This is a genomic window from Methylocystis rosea (assembly GCF_003855495.1).
GTDB classification, from domain to species: domain Bacteria; phylum Pseudomonadota; class Alphaproteobacteria; order Rhizobiales; family Beijerinckiaceae; genus Methylocystis; species Methylocystis rosea_A.
Window position 1 is genome coordinate 2,341,952 of the sequence record NZ_CP034086.1, and the last position, 15,751, is coordinate 2,357,702.

The 15,751-nt window shown below is 65.2% G+C and carries 15 protein-coding genes, 1 tRNA gene and 1 pseudogene; 11 read left to right on the plus strand and 6 right to left on the minus strand.

Annotated elements, in window-relative coordinates:
• Positions 1–4: 4 nt before the first annotated feature.
• The 3 genes from EHO51_RS11335 to EHO51_RS11345 all read right to left on the minus strand — a co-directional run bounded on the left by EHO51_RS11335 (position 5) and on the right by EHO51_RS11345 (position 1,666).
• Entirely contained in the window at positions 5–496 is a 492-nt protein-coding gene (locus EHO51_RS11335; RefSeq protein ID WP_245434562.1) for an HU family DNA-binding protein, read from the minus strand.
• A gap of 350 nt (positions 497–846) precedes the next feature.
• Positions 847–1,242 (minus strand): hypothetical protein, encoded by a 396-nt coding sequence (locus EHO51_RS11340; RefSeq protein ID WP_124738991.1) that lies wholly within the window; start codon positions 1,240–1,242, stop codon positions 847–849.
• 350 nt (positions 1,243–1,592) lie between these two features.
• Positions 1,593–1,666, minus strand: a tRNA-Gln gene (locus tag EHO51_RS11345).
• 244 nt (positions 1,667–1,910) lie between these two features.
• Here EHO51_RS11345 and EHO51_RS11350 point away from each other — a divergent pair.
• Both EHO51_RS11350 and EHO51_RS11355 read left to right on the plus strand, forming a co-directional pair.
• Positions 1,911–3,005 (plus strand): Ppx/GppA phosphatase family protein, encoded by a 1,095-nt coding sequence (locus tag EHO51_RS11350; protein WP_124738992.1) that lies wholly within the window; start codon positions 1,911–1,913, stop codon positions 3,003–3,005.
• A 194-nt stretch (positions 3,006–3,199) separates the two neighbouring features.
• On the plus strand, positions 3,200–3,709 hold the full coding sequence (locus tag EHO51_RS11355) for an RNA pyrophosphohydrolase (protein ID WP_164479387.1): 510 nt from the start codon (positions 3,200–3,202) through the stop codon (positions 3,707–3,709).
• Positions 3,710–3,711: 2 nt separating this feature from the next.
• On the opposite strand, the gene EHO51_RS11360 is transcribed toward EHO51_RS11355, so the two are convergent.
• Positions 3,712–5,130: an RsmB/NOP family class I SAM-dependent RNA methyltransferase gene (locus EHO51_RS11360; protein WP_245434563.1), complete on the minus strand. Its 1,419-nt coding sequence runs from the start codon at positions 5,128–5,130 to the stop codon at positions 3,712–3,714.
• 80 nt (positions 5,131–5,210) lie between these two features.
• Here EHO51_RS11360 and EHO51_RS11365 point away from each other — a divergent pair, with 80 nt between their 5' ends.
• Entirely contained in the window at positions 5,211–5,417 is a 207-nt protein-coding gene (locus tag EHO51_RS11365; protein ID WP_124738994.1) for a DUF1674 domain-containing protein, read from the plus strand.
• 39 nt (positions 5,418–5,456) lie between these two features.
• Positions 5,457–6,266: a cyclase family protein gene (locus EHO51_RS11370; protein ID WP_124738995.1), complete on the plus strand. Its 810-nt coding sequence runs from the start codon at positions 5,457–5,459 to the stop codon at positions 6,264–6,266.
• A gap of 6 nt (positions 6,267–6,272) precedes the next feature.
• Here EHO51_RS11370 and EHO51_RS11375 read toward each other — a convergent pair whose 3' ends face one another.
• On the minus strand, positions 6,273–7,070 hold the full coding sequence (locus EHO51_RS11375) for a dienelactone hydrolase family protein (RefSeq protein WP_124738996.1): 798 nt from the start codon (positions 7,068–7,070) through the stop codon (positions 6,273–6,275).
• 291 nt (positions 7,071–7,361) lie between these two features.
• On the opposite strand from EHO51_RS11375, the gene EHO51_RS11380 reads away from it, so the two are divergent.
• From EHO51_RS11380 to EHO51_RS11395, 4 genes are all read left to right on the plus strand, one after another.
• A complete protein-coding gene (locus EHO51_RS11380; RefSeq protein ID WP_124738997.1) occupies positions 7,362–9,296 on the plus strand; it encodes a potassium transporter Kup in 1,935 nt (644 codons plus the stop codon).
• A 148-nt stretch (positions 9,297–9,444) separates the two neighbouring features.
• Positions 9,445–10,311 (plus strand): tryptophan synthase subunit alpha, encoded by an 867-nt coding sequence (gene trpA, locus EHO51_RS11385; RefSeq protein ID WP_124740129.1) that lies wholly within the window; start codon positions 9,445–9,447, stop codon positions 10,309–10,311.
• The gene (accD, locus tag EHO51_RS11390) at positions 10,308–11,174 is read left to right on the plus strand and encodes an acetyl-CoA carboxylase, carboxyltransferase subunit beta (protein WP_124738998.1); all 867 of its coding nucleotides are present in this window, start codon (positions 10,308–10,310) and stop codon (positions 11,172–11,174) included. Before trpA ends, accD begins: the two co-directional genes overlap by 4 nt.
• Before the next feature lie 20 nt (positions 11,175–11,194).
• Positions 11,195–12,511, plus strand: a complete 1,317-nt coding sequence (locus tag EHO51_RS11395) for a bifunctional folylpolyglutamate synthase/dihydrofolate synthase (protein ID WP_124738999.1) — start codon at positions 11,195–11,197, stop codon at positions 12,509–12,511.
• Between the two features lie 51 nt (positions 12,512–12,562).
• Here EHO51_RS11395 and EHO51_RS11400 read toward each other — a convergent pair.
• Positions 12,563–13,244 (minus strand): annotated as a pseudogene (locus EHO51_RS11400) (type 1 glutamine amidotransferase domain-containing protein).
• A 179-nt stretch (positions 13,245–13,423) separates the two neighbouring features.
• Here EHO51_RS11400 and EHO51_RS11405 point away from each other — a divergent pair.
• The 3 genes from EHO51_RS11405 to EHO51_RS11415 are packed head-to-tail and all read left to right on the plus strand — an operon-like array spanning position 13,424 to position 15,751.
• On the plus strand, positions 13,424–14,569 hold the full coding sequence (locus tag EHO51_RS11405; protein WP_124739000.1) for a (5-formylfuran-3-yl)methyl phosphate synthase: 1,146 nt from the start codon (positions 13,424–13,426) through the stop codon (positions 14,567–14,569).
• Positions 14,556–15,194, plus strand: coding sequence for a uridylate kinase (locus EHO51_RS11410; RefSeq protein ID WP_124739001.1), 639 nt, complete (start codon positions 14,556–14,558; stop codon positions 15,192–15,194). The genes EHO51_RS11405 and EHO51_RS11410 overlap by 14 nt, the downstream gene beginning before the upstream one ends.
• The gene (locus tag EHO51_RS11415) at positions 15,194–15,751 is read left to right on the plus strand and encodes a flavoprotein (protein ID WP_018409685.1); all 558 of its coding nucleotides are present in this window, start codon (positions 15,194–15,196) and stop codon (positions 15,749–15,751) included. Before EHO51_RS11410 ends, EHO51_RS11415 begins: the two co-directional genes overlap by 1 nt.

The following is a 15,751-nucleotide window of genomic DNA, read 5'->3' on the forward strand; positions in this document are numbered from 1 at the left end:
CGCTTTACTTCGTCGCCGCCGACTTCAGTTTGGAGAGCGGCCGGATTTTGACGCGCACGCTTGCGGGCTTGGCTGCGGCTTTGACCATCTCGCCCGTCGCAGGATTGCGAACCAAAGTGCCCGCCTTGCGCGCCGGCACCTTGCGCAGGGTGGCCTTCAGAAGGCCCGGCAGGGTGAACTCGCCCACGCCGCGCGGGTGGACTGACCCGAGAAACACATTCTCCAGCGTCGCGTAGACGCCCACCGCGGTCTTGCGAGGAATGTCATTCTCCTCGGCAATCCGGTTGATGAGAGCCGATTTTGTAAATGTCTCTTTGATCGGCCGAATGGCGGCAGGTTCAGCCTTGGTCACCTTCCTGCTCGCCGCCTTCACCGGTTTTCCTCTAGCCATAAGATGTCCTTTACGAGTTAAGCGCCTGCATTGTTGCTCGACCGCACACATGCGATTGCTAACGATTTCATTGGTGATTCGCAAATTTCTGCGCAGCAATTGCAAGCGGCGGAAACTCCCGCGTCAACGCAATACCGATAATGCTGCGAGTGAGGAGATGGTGGCGACGCGCTCGGACGGAGGCCAGGCCTCGTTCCAGGCCCTTATCAAGTGAACAACTCTCTCATGGGCGCTCCGGGGAGCGCACGCAGCGCCTTACGCCCCGACGCCTGGCGCAGTTTTAGGACAGCGCAGATGTTGCCCAGAGTTCAGTACCGCCGAGACAACCTACTAGAAATCAGCTTGTGTCCGAATTGCTTGAAATGATTTGCCGCCAATTTGTCTCGCGCCGGGCCCGATTTCCGGCGCGTTCTCTACGACGTTCGCGAGCTTCGGCTCGCGACCTCACGCCGACGCTATCTTGGCAAGCGCCCCTTTCGGGTTTCCAGCGCGTCGGGGCCGAGCCCCAGACCTTTGCCTCCCTGCGTCTCGCCCGTCGATCCCCCCAAGTCGAAACCGGGCCGGTCGACTTGTTCGGAATCATCCGTCGGCTCTGGCCTGTCGGTCGCGGGCGACGGCTCCTTCGGCTTCTCGGCGGCTGACGTGGCGTCAGGTTGAATCCTATCGTCGCTCGATGGGCGGCGATTGGCCGGGTTGTCCTTATATTCATCGACCTGAACGCCTTTACTGTCCAAGCTCTGTCCGGTTCGTCTTTGGGCCTTGTCGCGATTACTGAGGATGTCGTTCTTCCTCACCTTTTCATCGATCAGTTCCGTCCTCGCCCCGGTTCCACTGCTTTGTCCTTTCGACATCTGCCTGCTCCTGTTCGCTCCACGGGGACTGCGGCGCCTACAGAATCCAACCCCTGGGCTCAGCGAGGGTTCCCTTCCGGGGCGTATCCACACCGCAACCCATCGCGGCGACCGCAAGGATGGCCGCAACCTCGTCGGTGGCGCTGCGGATGGCTTGAGGTCGGCCATCCGCCGAAGGCTCTTCGCAATGCGGGAACGCGCGAATGACGCGCTTGCTGAGCGTCGTGCGATCGAATTGCTTGGGATCCGGCGAAGCAGTCGCAACCTTCCGCCCGCCTTTGAGACCCAGAAATCCGACGGTCGCCGCCGGTTCGGGAGAGGCGCGAGGGCAAGTCGCGAGACGTGAAATTTGGCTGGGGGACCTGGATTCGAACCAAGATTAACGGAGTCAGAGTCCGCTGTTCTACCGTTGAACTATCCCCCAACGGCGCCGCGCAGAGCGCGCGCGAACGGCTGGTGACTTAGAGAGCGCCGCCGACAGTGTCAACCTTCCGGCCGCCAACGCTCGCCGCTGGCGCTCTAAACGCCCTCAGGAAACGCCCTTGCGGGCGGCGCGCCGATCCTGCATGAAAGAAATTTACGCCAGCCTTCTGGCGTTACGATGTTCGCCGCTCCGCTCCCGTCGATGCGGCGCAAGGCGGGATGGAGCGCTTCGCGGAAGGGATCGAGTGAGGGAAACCGGTCTACCGTCTACGGCGTCGGCGTCGGCGCAGGCCGCGCCCGAGCTTCAGATCAACTCCGGCGTCGCTTGTGGCGCGCTCGACGCGCGCCACACCTATGCTGCGCTCGACCTCGGCACCAATAACTGCCGGCTGCTGATCGCCCGGCCCGAGCACAGGCCGCGCCGGCGCAACAATGATTTTTTGCGCATTATCGACGCCTTTTCGCGCATCGTGCGGCTGGGGGAAGGCCTCGGCAAGGCTGGCCGGATCAGCGAGGAAGCGATCGAGCGCACCATCGCCGCGCTCGAAATCTGCCGCGAAAAAATGGATGCGCGCGGCGTCACCCGCGCCCGGCTCGTCGCGACCCAGGCGTGCCGCAGCGCGGCAAACGGAGATGAATTTGTCGAGCGCGTCCGCGAACGCACCGGGCTGCAGCTCGAAATCATCGACCGCGAAACCGAGGCGCGGTTCGCCGCCCGCGGCTGCGGATCGCTCGCTGATCCGGCCGCCGAGAGCGTGCTGCTATTCGACATCGGCGGCGGGTCGACCGAGCTCGTGTGGCTGACGCGCGAACGGCGCAGCGAAAATGGCGCTTACGCTTTTCGCGCCTGGACGTCGCTCGAACTCGGCGTCGTGACGCTCGCGGAGCATTTCGGAGGCCGCAGCGTCTCGGCAGAAACATTCGCCGCCATGGCGCAGCAGGTGCGCGAAACTCTCGCCCCCTTCGCGCGGCGCATGGCCTCGGAGCGCCGCTGTCCGCGCTTCCATCTTTTGGGCACCTCGGGAACGGTCACCACCCTGGCCGGCGTCCATCTGGGGCTCGAGCGCTACGACCGCTGGCGCGTCGATGGCCTGTGGATGAGCGACGATGACGCAACCCGGGCCATCCTGCGGCTGCGGGAGATGGATTTCGAGGAGCGCGTCGCCAACGGCTGCATCGGACCGCAACGCGCCGATCTGGTCCTTGCCGGCTGCGCGATTTTCGAGGCGATTCGCGCGCTTTTTCCGGCGCAGCGGACGCGCATCGCCGACCGGGGGCTGCGGGAAGGCATGCTGCTGGAGCTGATGGAGGCCGACGGCGCGCTGACGCGTCGCGTCTAAAGCGCTGCCCGTTCGCATCGAATCATGTGCTCGACAGGGAATCAAAATGTTTGAGCAGATTCTTTCTCTGGCGGCTCGACGGCGGGCGCGCGAGGCGTCAGAAATGTCCACGACAAAATTCGAACGCTTGGGGAGCGGATGACAGACGCAGTCGATGGAGCGCGCCGACATTGGCCTTGCCGCGAGGTGCGGCGATGAGCGGACGCGGATTGTATCGGCCCTGCGTCGGCGTCTTGTTGCTCAATGCGCAAGGCCTCGCCTTTATCGGGCGGCGGCGCGCCAAGGGCGCCCATGACCAGACCCGCCCACCCTATCTCTGGCAGATGCCACAAGGGGGCATCGACGAGGGCGAGACGCCCTATGAGGCGGCGCTGCGCGAGCTTCACGAAGAGACTAATGTCTCGAGCGTCGCCCTTCTCGCCGAGGCTCCCGACTGGCTTTGCTACGATCTCCCCAGAAACAACAACAACCGCTGGAGCGGCAAATATGTCGGCCAAATCCAGCGCTGGTTCGCGCTGCGCTTCACCGGCGACGAAAGCGAGATCGATATTCATGCGCCGGGCCACGGCGCGCACAAACCTGAATTTGACGCCTGGCGCTGGGAAACGCTTTCGGCGCTGCCGGAGCTGATCGTGCCGTTCAAGCGGATCGTCTATGAGCAGGTGGTGAAGGAATTCGCGCCCCTCGTCGCGGCGCGGGCCTAGAGCTAGGCCGACCGCAGCAGTCGCGCGGCGAAGAATCCGTCGATGCCGGCAAGGCGCGGATCTTCGTTCGGCCAGTAATGCGGCAAGGTGCGCAGATCGCCGTCTCGGTTGATGAACTCCTCCGGGACGCCCTCGCCAGGATCAATCGGCATTCGGCGAAAATCGGGATTGCGGCGCAAAAACGCGGCGATCTGCTGTTCGCCTTCCTCAGGCTCCAGCGAGCAGGAACAATAGACGATGCGCCCGCCCGCCCGCGTCAGGAGCGCCGCACGATTGAGCAGCTTAGTCTGCAAGCTCGCGAGCGTTTCGATGTCGCCCGGCTTCTTGGTCCAGGACACGTCGGGATGACGCCGGATCGTTCCCGTCGCCGAACATGGCGCATCAATCAAAATCGCGTCGAAAGGCTGCGCCTGATAGGCGGCGGCGTCGCCGACCGCGACTTCCGCGTGCAGCTGTAGCCGAGCGAGATTGGCGGCGAGCAGTTTCAGGCGCTCCGCCGAACGGTCCAGAGCGACCACCTGCGCGCGGGCAAGCGCCATCTGCGCCGTCTTGCCGCCAGGCGCGGCGCACATGTCGAGCACGCGCTCATCCGGCCTCGGCGCGAGCAGGCGCGCCGGCAGAGCGGCGGCGGCGTCCTGCACCCACCATTCGCCGTCCTCATAGCCCGGAAGTTCGCTGATCGGCGCGTGGCTGCGCAGCCGCACCGAGCCTGTCGGCAGCACGAGGCCGTCGAGCCGCTCGGCCCAACCTTCGGGATCGTCTTTGACTGACACGTCGAGAGGCGGCTCGAGCATGTGCATGGCCGCGATGGCGCGCCCCGTGTCTTCGCCGTAATGCTTGCGCCAGCGCTGCGCCAGCCACGGCGGCGCATCGTGCTCGCCGCTTGCGGCGACGTCCAGGAATTCCTCTCGTCGTCGCGCGAGATTGCGCAACACGCCGTTGACCAGCCCGCTAAAGCCGGCGGTTTTCGGTTCAAGGCGCGCAGCCCGTACCGCGAGATCGACGGCGGCGTGATCGGCCGCGTCGAGAAACAGGATTTGCGCGGCCGCGGCGATCAGCGAGAACTCAAGCCGCGCGGCCTGACGCGGCAGCCCTTTTTCCAGGAGTTCGGCAAGCACGTAACGGATGAGGCCAAGCCGGCGCACCGCGACCGTGACGATCGAACGCGTAAGCGACACGTCGCGGGCGTCGAGCCCGGAGAGGCGGGAAGGCACGGCGTTCGGAGCGAAACACTCATCGAGACGATGGCCGCCCTGCACGATGTCGCCGATGATGTTGGCGGCGGCGAGGCGCGCCGGCAACCCGGGAATCTTCGCGGCTTCGGCCTCCCGCACCGCTTCGGCGGGCACGAAACCTTGGCGGGACCCTTGACGCGCCGATTTGGTCCGGGCGGAAATTGATCTACTGTCGCTGTTCGCCAAACGGCTTCTCCCTCCGCGACCGAACCGAATCATAGCACAATAGCGCGGCGGCGGGCGATGAATGCACACAGGAACGGACCGTGTCGAAGGCAGAAGACACAGCGAATTCGACAGAGCGGCGCGCGCAGGCGTCGCCCGCCGCGCAGCGCGCATTGGCCGAAGCGCAGGCGCGTCGCCGCGAGGCCGCGCAAGCTCCCGCCCCGCCGCAAGAAGTTGGCGGCCGCGACGGACCCGACCCGGCGCGCTACGGCGACTGGGAAGTCAAAGGAATCGCTAGCGATTTTTGATCCGCTGCGCGCTTGCGCGTTTCTGGAGAGCGTCCCGATATGAAAAAACGAACAGCGTTAGGCGGTCTGTTGCTTTGTCTGACGTTCTCCGCCGCCCGACTCGAACCGGCGCAAGCTCAGAGCCTCGATCTCGCGTCGAGCAGAGTCGTCGACCTCAGCCACGCCTTCAACGCCGAAACCATCTACTGGCCGACTTCGCCCTCGGGTTTCGAGCTCAGAGTGCTGCACAAGGGGCCGACCAAGGCTGGGTTCTTCTATTTCGCCAACGAATTTTGTTCGCCAGAGCATGGGGGCACGCATCTCGACGCGCCGATGCATTTCGCCGAGGGCCGCTGGACAAACGCCGAGATCCCAGTCGAGCGCTTCGTCGGCCCGGCGATCGTCATTGACGTCGCCGCTAAGGCCGCGGCGAACCCGGATTATTTGCTGACGATCGAAGACATCGCCGCCTGGGAGGCGGCGCATGGCCGTATTCCCGACAAAGCGATCGTGCTGCTGCGCACCGGATGGAGCGCACGCTGGCCCGACAAGAAGGCTTATCTTGGCGACGACACGCCGGGCGACGCGACCCACCTCCATTTTCCGTCTTTTGGCCCGGAGGCGGCGGCCTGGCTCGCGAAAGAGCGCCGCCCGAACCTCATCGGCGTCGACACGGCGAGCGTCGACAACGGACCGTCACAAGATTTTTTGGTGCACCGGATCATCGGCGCCGCCAATATCGGCGGGCTCGAGAACCTGACCAACCTCGACGAGCTGCCGCCGACGGGCGCGATCCTCGTCGCCTTGCCGATGAAGATCGAAAAAGGCTCGGGCGGCCCGGCGCGGATTATCGCGCTCGTCCCGCGGTAAGCCCGGTTACCCGACGCCCTTGGCGCGCAGGAAGGCCAGCGCCCTTTCCCAGGCGTCGCTGGCGGCGTCCGGCCGATAGCTGTCGCGATAGTCGGCGAAGAACGCATGCGGCGCATCGGCATAGACGATGATCTCGGCAGGCGCCTGCGCCGTCTTCAGGCGCTCGCGCATGGTCTCGATGAGTTCGGCGGGAATGCTCGGGTCGGCGCCGCCGTACAGCCCCAGCGTCGGCGTTTTCAGCTCCCCCGCGATGTCGATTGGCCAGCGTGGCTGCGCCGGCGTATGCGGCCCATCAAGCCGCCCATACCAGGGAATGCAGGCGAGGAGTTGCGGATTGTGCGCCGCATAGAGCCAGGCGATGCGGCCGCCCCAGCAAAATCCGGTAATCGCCGCGCGTTTGGCGTCGCCGCCTCTCGCCGCGGCGTAAGCGAGCGCCTGATCGAACGTCGCCATCGTTTCGGCGTCGGGGACTTTGGCGACGATGGCGCGAATGGCCTCTATGTCTGGCGCTTCTTGCGGATCCCCGTAGCGAATGATGAAGTCGGGCGCGATGGCGACAAAGCCAAGCTTCGCGAAACGCCTGACGACGTCGCGGATATGTTCGTGCAGGCCAAAGATTTCCTGCGCCACGAGAATGATCGGGAAATTGGCCCCCGCCAGTGGCCGCGCGAGATAGGCCGGCGCGCCGCCCGGCAGCGTCGTCATGCCCGCCTCAAGTCCCTCCGCGTCCGTGGCGATGGCGCTTGGCGCGGGCGCGCGCGCCGCGTGGGCGAACCGGGCTTGGTTGTTCACAGGCGGGGTCACGAGGCCTCCTACAGAGCTGGCGTCGGGGATTAGCTATGAAAAGGACGGGCCGTGTCCAGACGGCCGACCACCGCCAACCCCTTCAGGGGGCGTAAAGTCTGGCGCGCCAATATTGCGCCGCAACCTCGACTTCTCTTTGCGCGCAAAACCGCGTATATCGCCGCACCGTCATCGGCGGACCCACGCCGAAGGAGAGGAGAACTTGGTGCCCTCGTTCTCGCCCCGGGCGAGCGCCCTCTTCCGAGACCGTCGACAAGAGGCGCGGCGCGCTCCTCTCAAAGGAAACCTCCCATGATGCAGCGATCCGACGCCGGTCCCGCCTCCGGCGGCGATGGGACGCAAGCTCATGCGCAACTCGGAGACGAGCGCGCCAAGGGCGGGCTCGCCGGCCTCATCATCGGATCGATCGGCGTCGTCTATGGCGACATCGGCACCAGCCCGCTGTACGCGCTGCGCGAGTCGCTCGCCCATCAGGTGGAGCATGACGCGCTGACGGAGGAGTCCGTCATCGGCGCCATCTCGCTGCTTATTTTTGCGCTGATTTTCACGGTGACGATCAAATACGTCATCTTCGTCATGCGCGCCGACAACCGCGGCGAAGGCGGCATCCTTTCGCTGATGGCCTTGGCCCAGACCGCCATGGGGCGTCGCACCAAAGTCGCTTTCATGCTCGGCGTCGGCGGCGCGGCGCTCTTCGCCGGCGAGGCGATTATCACGCCGGCGATCTCGGTGATGTCGGCGATTGAAGGCCTGGAGCTTGTCACTCACCGCTTCAGCGAATTCGTTCTGCCGATCACCATCTTCATTCTCGTCACGCTATTCTGGGTGCAAAGTCACGGAACGGCGCGTGTGGCGGCTTTTTTTGGGCCGATCATGATCGTCTTTTTTCTGACCATTGGCGTGTTGGGCGCGATGCATATTCCCGAAGCGCCGCAGGTGCTGCGCAGTTTCGATCCGCGGCAAGGCATCGCCTTCCTCGTGACCCACGGCTGGCTCGGCTTCGCCGTCCTCGGCTCGGTTTTCCTCGCGGTCACCGGCGTCGAGGCGCTTTACGCCGACATGGGTCATTTCGGTCGCGGGCCGATCCGTACGGCTTGGCTCGGATTCGTGTTGCCGGCGCTGCTGCTCAACTATCTTGGTCAGGGCGCGCTCGTGTTGTCGCGCCCCGAAGCCGTCGGCAACCCATTCTTCCTGCTCGCGCCGGACTGGGGACTTTTGCCGCTTGTCGTCCTTTCGACGCTGGCGACGACAATCGCCGCGCAAGCGGTGATCACCGGAGCGTTTTCGCTGGCGCGGCAAGCGATTCAGCTTGGCCTCATTCCGCGTCTCGAAGTCACGCATACGTCGGCGTCGCAGGAGGGCCAGATCTATATCGGCCGCATCAACCGGCTGCTGCTCATCGGCGTGCTGCTGCTGGTCATCGCTTTCAAGAGCTCGTCGGCGCTGGCCTCCGCCTATGGCATCGCTGTCACCGGCACCATGGTGCTTTCGACGTCGCTGCTGTTCATCGTCGCCTGGCGCAAATGGGGCTGGCCGCTGTTCGCGGCGATCCTCTTCGCCGCCTCTTTCCTAGTCGTCGAATTCGCTTTTCTCACCGCCAATCTGATGAAGGTCAAAGATGGCGGCTGGGTGCCGCTCGCGCTCGGCGGCTGCGTCATGATCATCATGTGGACCTGGACGCGCGGCACGCGTCTTCTCGCCGAGAAAACCCATCGCGACTCCATTCCAATGATGGAGCTCATCGCGATGCTGCAGAAGTCGAAGCCGACGCGCGTGCCCGGCACGGCGGTCTTTCTGACGAGCGATCCGGCTGTCGCGCCGACCGCGCTGATGCACAATCTCAAGCACAACAAGGTTCTGCACGAGCGCGTGCTGGTGATCTGCGTGAAGACCGAAGACCGGCCGCGGGTCATGCCAGGCAAGCGCTTTGAAATCGATAAGCTCAGCGACGATTTCTACCGCGCGACGCTCCACTACGGCTTCATGGAGAGTCCTCGCGTTCCGGCCGCGCTCGCCGCGATGCGCAAAGCCGGGTTCAAATACGACATCATGACCACAAGCTTCTTCCTGGGGCGGCGTTCGATCAAGGAAAGCCCCTCCTCCGAAATGCCCGTCTGGCAGGACAAGCTCTATGTCGCGCTCACCCGCCAGGCCGCCAACGCCACGGACTTCTTCTCAATCCCGTCCGACCGCGTCGTCGAACTGGGCGCGCAAGTGACGATTTAGCGCGCGCGAAAACAGTGGACGGGACGGGACCCAGGCACTAAGCAACGGCGGCCCGCGTGGCTCGCCTGAGAGCCGAAAAGGTCCGGCGGCGCCCGGTCGAGAGGGCTTTTTGAAGATTTCGTCGCCTTACGAAGGACGTCTGTCGCTTATGCGCACCCGCATCGATGATCGCTTCGCCGCCCTCAAAAAGGAAGGGCGCGCCGCCCTCGTGACCTTTGTGATGGCGGGAGACCCGGATCTCGCGACGTCGCTCGACATCTTGCGCGGCCTGCCCGGCGCCGGCGCGGACGTCATCGAGGTCGGCATGCCCTTCACCGATCCGATGGCGGATGGACCGGCGATCCAGGCGGCGGGCCTGCGCGCGCTCAAGGCGGGGACCACGCTCAAGAAGACCTTAAAGCTCGTCGCCGACTTTCGCGCCGAAGACGACGCCACCCCCATCGTGCTGATGGGCTACTACAATCCGATTTATGTTTACGGCGTCGACGCCTTCCTGCGCGACGCCCGGAACGCCGGCGTCGATGGCCTGATCGTCGTGGACCTGCCGCCGGAGGAAGATTCGGAACTCTGCACCCCCGCGCGGGAGGCCGGGCTGAATTTCATCCGCCTCGCAACGCCGACGACCGACGATAAGCGGCTTCCCAAGGTGCTCGAAAATACCAGCGGCTTCGTCTACTATGTGTCGCTTACCGGCATCACCGGCGCGGCGCTTGCCGACTACGCTGGCGTCAGTCAGGCTGTGGCGCGCATCAAGCGGCACACGGCGCTGCCGATCGCCGTCGGATTCGGCGTCAAAAATGCGGAAAACGCCGCCGAGCTCGCCCGTAACGCCGATGGCGTCGTTGTCGGCACGGCGCTGGTCCAAGCGCTTAAGGCCTCGCTCGACGCGGAGGGCCGCGCCGGGCCTTCGAGCGTTGGCGCTGTGACGGGGCTCGTCGCGTCCATCGCCGAAGGCGTGCGCGACGCCCGCCCTAAGGGCGGCGTGATGAGTTGGCTGACGAGGCTCGTGTCATGAATTGGTATTCGAACGTCGTCCCGCCGAAGATCAAGGCGCTGATCAAGCGCGAAGCGCCCGAAAATCTCTGGGTGAAATGTCCCGAGAGCGGCCAGCTCGTCTTCCATAAGGACATCGAGGCCAATCTCTATGTCGTGCCCGGCTCGGGCTACCACATGCGCTGTCCCGTCGAGACGCGGCTCGCCAGCCTTTTCGACGACGCCGAATGCGAGCTGATTCCGACGCCCGAAGCGCCGCTGGATCCGCTCAAGTTTCGCGACATCAAGCGTTACGTCGACAAGCTGAAAGAATATCGGGTCAAAACCGGCATGGCGGACGCCGTGACGGTCGCCTTCGGCAATCTCGAAGGTTCCCCGGTCACCGTCGCCGTTCAGGATTTCGAATTCATGGGCGGCTCGCTCGGCATGGCGGCCGGCGAAGCGATCATCGCCGGCTGCGAATACGCCCTCGCCAAGCGCACGCCTTTCGTGATCTTCACGGCGTCTGGCGGCGCGCGCATGCAGGAGGGCATGTTCTCGCTCATGCAGATGCCGCGCACGACCATCGCCGTGCAGCGCCTGCGCGAGGCGCGCCTGCCCTATATCGTCGTGTTGACCAATCCGACGACCGGCGGCGTGACGGCGTCCTACGCCATGCTCGGGGACGTGCAGATCGCCGAGCCCGGCGCGATCATCGGCTTCGCCGGCGCCCGCGTCATCGAGCAGACGATCCGCGAGAAGCTTCCTGAAGGCTTCCAGCGCGCCGAATATCTGCGCGATCACGGCATGGTCGATATGGTGGTGCCGCGTCAGGAGCTGCGCGAGACGCTGGCCCGCCTGTGCGGTCTCCTGACCAAGTCGCCGCCGCGACGCGCCGCCGCCTGACATCGCGAGGCGCAGCCGCAATGGATCAGCACGACGCGATCCTGTCGCGACTCCTCACGCTCCATCCCAAGAGGATTGATCTGTCGCTGGGGCGCACGGAGCGGCTGCTCGCCGCGCTCGGCCGACCGGAGCTCAGACTGCCGCCCATCATTCACGTCGCCGGCACCAACGGCAAAGGCTCGACGATCGCCTTTTTGCGGGCCATGCTCGAAGCCGCCGGCAAGCGCGTGCATGTCTACACGTCCCCTCACCTGCTGCGCTTCAATGAGCGGATTCGTCTTGGCGCCGACGGCGGCGGAACGCTTGTCGACGACGAACGTCTGAAGGCGGCGCTCGAACGCTGCGAACAGGCGAACGCTGGGCAGCCGATCACCTTCTTCGAGATCACGACGGCGGCGGCCTTTTTGCTCTTCGCCGAAGCGCCGGCCGACTGGCTGCTGCTCGAGACGGGCCTCGGCGGGCGCTACGACGCGACCAATGTCATCTCGCAGCCCAAATGCGCCGTCATCACTTCGATCTCCCTCGACCATCTCGAGTTCCTTGGCGATACGGTCGAAAAGATCGCCTATGAGAAGGCCGGAATATTGAAGAAGGACGCGCCGGCCGTGATCGGCTTCCAGTCGGAGCCCGTGGCGCGAACGCTGGAGCGAGAAGCGCGACGCGTCGGCGCGTCGCCGATCGTCGCCGGTCGAGACTTCCACATCTCTAACGAGAATGGTCGCCTCGTTTATGAGGACGAGCGCGGCTTGCTCGATCTGCCGCTGCCGCGGCTCGCCGGACGCCACCAGCATGAAAACGCCGCCGGCGCGATCGCCGCTCTGCGCGCCGTCGCCCCGGAGATTCCGGCCGCGGCGATCGAAGCGGGGCTGACGCGCGCCGAATGGCCGGCGCGACTGCAGCGGCTCATACGCGGGCGCATCGTCGATCTCGCGCCGCCCGGCGCCGAGGTGTGGCTCGACGGCGGCCATAATGAGGATGGCGGCCGCGTTCTGGCCGAGGCGATGGCGGAGTTCCACGACAAGGCGCCGCGCCCGCTGGCCCTGATCTGCGGCGCGCAGACGACCAAGGATATTCGCGCGCTGCTGAAGCATTTCGTCGGACTGGCCCGCGAGGTTGTCGCGGTGCCGGTCGAGGGCGAGCATAAGAGCTGGCCGCCCGAGGATGTCGCGAACCTCGCCAGGGCTGAGGGGATGCCCGGCGCGGCGGCGTCCGGCGTCGAGGAAGCGCTCGCGCTCCTTTCGACGCGCAGTTTCGACGCGCCGCCGCGCGTGCTCATCGCAGGCTCGCTCTATCTTGCCGCCTCGGTGCTGGCGGCCAACGGCTCGGTGGTGGAATGAGCCGCGCCGCCCGTTTCGCCGGCGCCGCGACATCGCCGAGAGAGCCGGGCCTCACGCTTTTGTAAGCGCCTCCACAAGCTTGCGGGCCGCCGGACCGGAGGACGCCGGGTTCTGGCCCGTGATCAACTGGCCGTCCTGGACGACATAGGGGGCCCAGTCCGCCGCCTTCGAGAAGCGCCCTCCCTTCGCCTGAAGCTCGTCCTCGACAAGGAACGGAACGACGTGGGTGAGGCCAACCGCCTCCTCCTCGCCATTGGTGAAGCCGGTCACCGTCTTGTCCGCGACCAGCGGCCGGCCGTCGGGACCTTCGACATGACGCAGCGCCCGGGGCGTGGCACACGAGCGCGATGGGTTTGCCGGCGCGGATGAAGGATTCGATCAGCCTGATCGAATCGGGGTCCTCGGCGAGATCCCACATTGGCCCATGGCCGCCGGGATAGAAGACCGAGTCGAAATCGTCCTGACGGACGCTGTCGAGCCGCGCCGTGTCCGCGAGGCGCGCCTTGGCCGCCTCGTCCGCCTGAAACCGGCGGGTGAGATCTGTCTGAAATTCGGGTTCATTGCTCTTTGGATCCAACGGCGGCTGACCGCCCTTGGGCGAGGCAAGCGTGATCTCGGCTCCGGCGTCGAGAAAGACGTAATAGGGCGCAGCAAGCTCTTCCAGCCAGAAGCCTGTCTTTCGGCCTGTGTCGCCGAGCCTGTCGTGCGAGGTGAGAACGATGAGGATTTTCACGGATTTCTCCTGTTTCGGGGAGCATGTTCGCATGCTTGGGGTTGGGAAAAAATGACGCAATGGTCCGGCGGCGCCCAGCGCGAGCAGGAGGGTAGGCGCGCGAGCCCACTTGGATTCGGGAAAAATTTGCTCCACAAGCGCGCAGATGCGCGTTGCGCAACGACTGGAGCTAAGAACTCATGACCCTGATGTTGGCGAGCGTTCTCTCCCGCGATGAGGCGGAGATCGCCCTCTCGCGCGGCGCCGACATCATCGACTGCAAGGCGCCCTCGCGCGGCGCGCTGGGCGCCCTCCCCCTCGACGCCGTCGCAGACATTGTCGCCTTCGTCGACGGCCGGCGGCCGGTCAGCGCCGTCGTCGAGCTGCCGCACGATGTCGCGCATGCGCTGCGCGACTTTGAAGAGGTCGTCGCGGCAGGCGTCGATTATGTGAAATTCGCCCTGCCGGCGACCACCGACGCCGTCGAGATCATCGAGGCGCTAGCGCCGCTGACCGCAAAAACAAAGCTCGTCGCCGTCCTCTTCGCCGATCTCGGCCCCGAGTTCGACAATCTCGAGCCGTTGGCCGGCGCCGGCTTTCATGGCGCGATGCTGGATACCGCGCATAAAGGAAAAGGCCGACTGCTCGACTTTATGAGCGTCGGCGCGCTGTCCGAATTCGTCGCGCGCTGCCGCGCGCTCGGGCTCGCCTCCGGGCTCGCTGGCGCATTGGAGTCTCCCGACGTGCCGCGCCTGCTTGTCACCGGCGCTGACGTGCTTGGTTTTCGCGGCGCGCTCTGCGCGCATGGCGAGCGCCGCGCCGCCATCGACGCCCGCGCCACGACGCTGATCCGCGATCTGATCCCATCGACCCGAGGCGCGCACGCCGATTTTTTCGCCCATTTGTCGTTCCTCGGCCGCGGCTATATCGAGCCTGCAGGCGCGAACGACACCGATTGCGTGTTTCTCAAGGATTATGTCGCGCCCGTCGAGATCGGCGCCTACGCCCATGAACACGGCCATACGCAACGCGTGCGTTTCAACGTCGAAGCGGATGTAACCCGCATCAACGGCTCCGACGACATGCGCTCGATCTTCTCCTATGACGTGATCATGGACGCGATCAAAATGATCCTCGCCGGCGGCCATATCGAGCTGGTCGAAACGATCGCCGAGCGCCTCGCCGAAAGCGTGCTGCTGCATGAACGCGTGCGCGCCGTCACCGTCCAGGTCGAAAAGCTCGATGTCGCGCCAGGCGCCGTTGGCGTGAAAATCCGCCGCGCGCGCGCCCATGAGGACGCGCGTCGCCTGCAGCCGGCGCCGATGCGCATCGATGCCGTCAAGTAACGCGCCCCTCGTCGTCAAACTCGGCGGAAGCCTGAATGCTTCCCCGGCGCTCGCCGATTGGCTTGCGGCGCTGAAGCGCTATCCGCGGCCGCTGACGATCGTTCCCGGCGGCGGACCCTTCGCCGACGCGGTGCGCGCCGCGCAGCCGACAATGCGCTACGACGATGAGACCGCGCACGCCATGGCGGTTCTGGCGATGGAGCAATATGCGCTGGCGCTCGCGAATCGTGACGATTCGCTGGAGCTCGCGGCCTCTCGTGGCGCAATCGCAGCGGCGCACGCTCGAGGACAAATCGCCCTTTGGCGGCCGAGCGCCATGGTCGCCGCCGCAGATGACATTGCGCCCTCCTGGGACGTTACCTCCGACAGTCTCGCCGCCTGGCTTGCCAAAAAAATGGGCGCTTGCGCGCTGATGCTGATCAAGAGCGTCGATGTCGGCGATGGCGCCTTACTCACCGAGATTGTGCGCAAGGGCGTTGTCGATTCGGCGCTTCCGGATTATCTCGATGGAACGCCGCTCTTTATCGCCGGCCCCTCGTCTCTCCCGCGCGCCGCCGCGCTTCTTGCCGATGGCGTCCCGCCGGGCGCAGCCATCGCAAATTTTCCAACGCGGAAGTTCGCCTGATGACCAAAAAGAAAGTAGTCACGCCGCGCTGGGGTTGGGCGCTCACCGGATCTGGGCATTTCTTCACCGAATGTCTCGAGATGATCCGTTCGCTCGATCACGTCGATCTTTTCGTCAGCAAAGCGGCGGCGGAAGTCGTGCGCATGTATAAGCACGATCTCGATCTGCCAGAGACGGTTCGCATCTTTAAGGACACCACCGCGAGCGCCGCGCCGGTCGGGAATTTTTATTACAACTTTTACCACACGCTGGTTCTCGCGCCCGCGACGTCAAACACCGTTGCGAAATGCGTCGCCGGCATCTCGGACAATCTCGCGACGAATGTCTTCGCGCAGGCCGGCAAATGCCGCGTGCCGACGATCGTCTTCGCCTGCGACACCGCGCCCGAACTCGAGACGCGCGCGCCCAAGGGCATGGTGATGGTCTATCCGCGCCGCATCGATTTGCAGAACACCGACGCGCTCAAATCCTTCGAAGCGACGCAGGTCGTCGAGAGTCTCGCGGCGCTGCAGGAGGCGGTGGAGCGCCGCCGCCGCGAAGTCGAGCCGCAACCCTAA

Bases quoted from the DNA above. Each gene is read 5' to 3' on its own strand.
- EHO51_RS11340 (WP_124738991.1), bottom strand. From the start codon at position 1,242: ATGTCGAAAGGACAAAGCAGTGGAACCGGGGCGAGGACGGAACTGATC.
- EHO51_RS11370 (WP_124738995.1), top strand. From the start codon at position 5,457: ATGAAAAAACGAACAGCGTTAGGCGGTCTGTTGCTTTGTCTGACGTTC.
- EHO51_RS11405 (WP_124739000.1), top strand. From the start codon at position 13,424: ATGACCCTGATGTTGGCGAGCGTTCTCTCCCGCGATGAGGCGGAGATC.
- trpA (WP_124740129.1), top strand. From the start codon at position 9,445: ATGCGCACCCGCATCGATGATCGCTTCGCCGCCCTCAAAAAGGAAGGG.
- EHO51_RS11355 (WP_164479387.1), top strand. From the start codon at position 3,200: ATGAGCGGACGCGGATTGTATCGGCCCTGCGTCGGCGTCTTGTTGCTC.
- accD (WP_124738998.1), top strand. From the start codon at position 10,308: ATGAATTGGTATTCGAACGTCGTCCCGCCGAAGATCAAGGCGCTGATC.
- EHO51_RS11395 (WP_124738999.1), top strand. From the start codon at position 11,195: ATGGATCAGCACGACGCGATCCTGTCGCGACTCCTCACGCTCCATCCC.
- EHO51_RS11410 (WP_124739001.1), top strand. From the start codon at position 14,556: ATGCCGTCAAGTAACGCGCCCCTCGTCGTCAAACTCGGCGGAAGCCTG.
- EHO51_RS11415 (WP_018409685.1), top strand. From the start codon at position 15,194: ATGACCAAAAAGAAAGTAGTCACGCCGCGCTGGGGTTGGGCGCTCACC.
- EHO51_RS11380 (WP_124738997.1), top strand. From the start codon at position 7,362: ATGATGCAGCGATCCGACGCCGGTCCCGCCTCCGGCGGCGATGGGACG.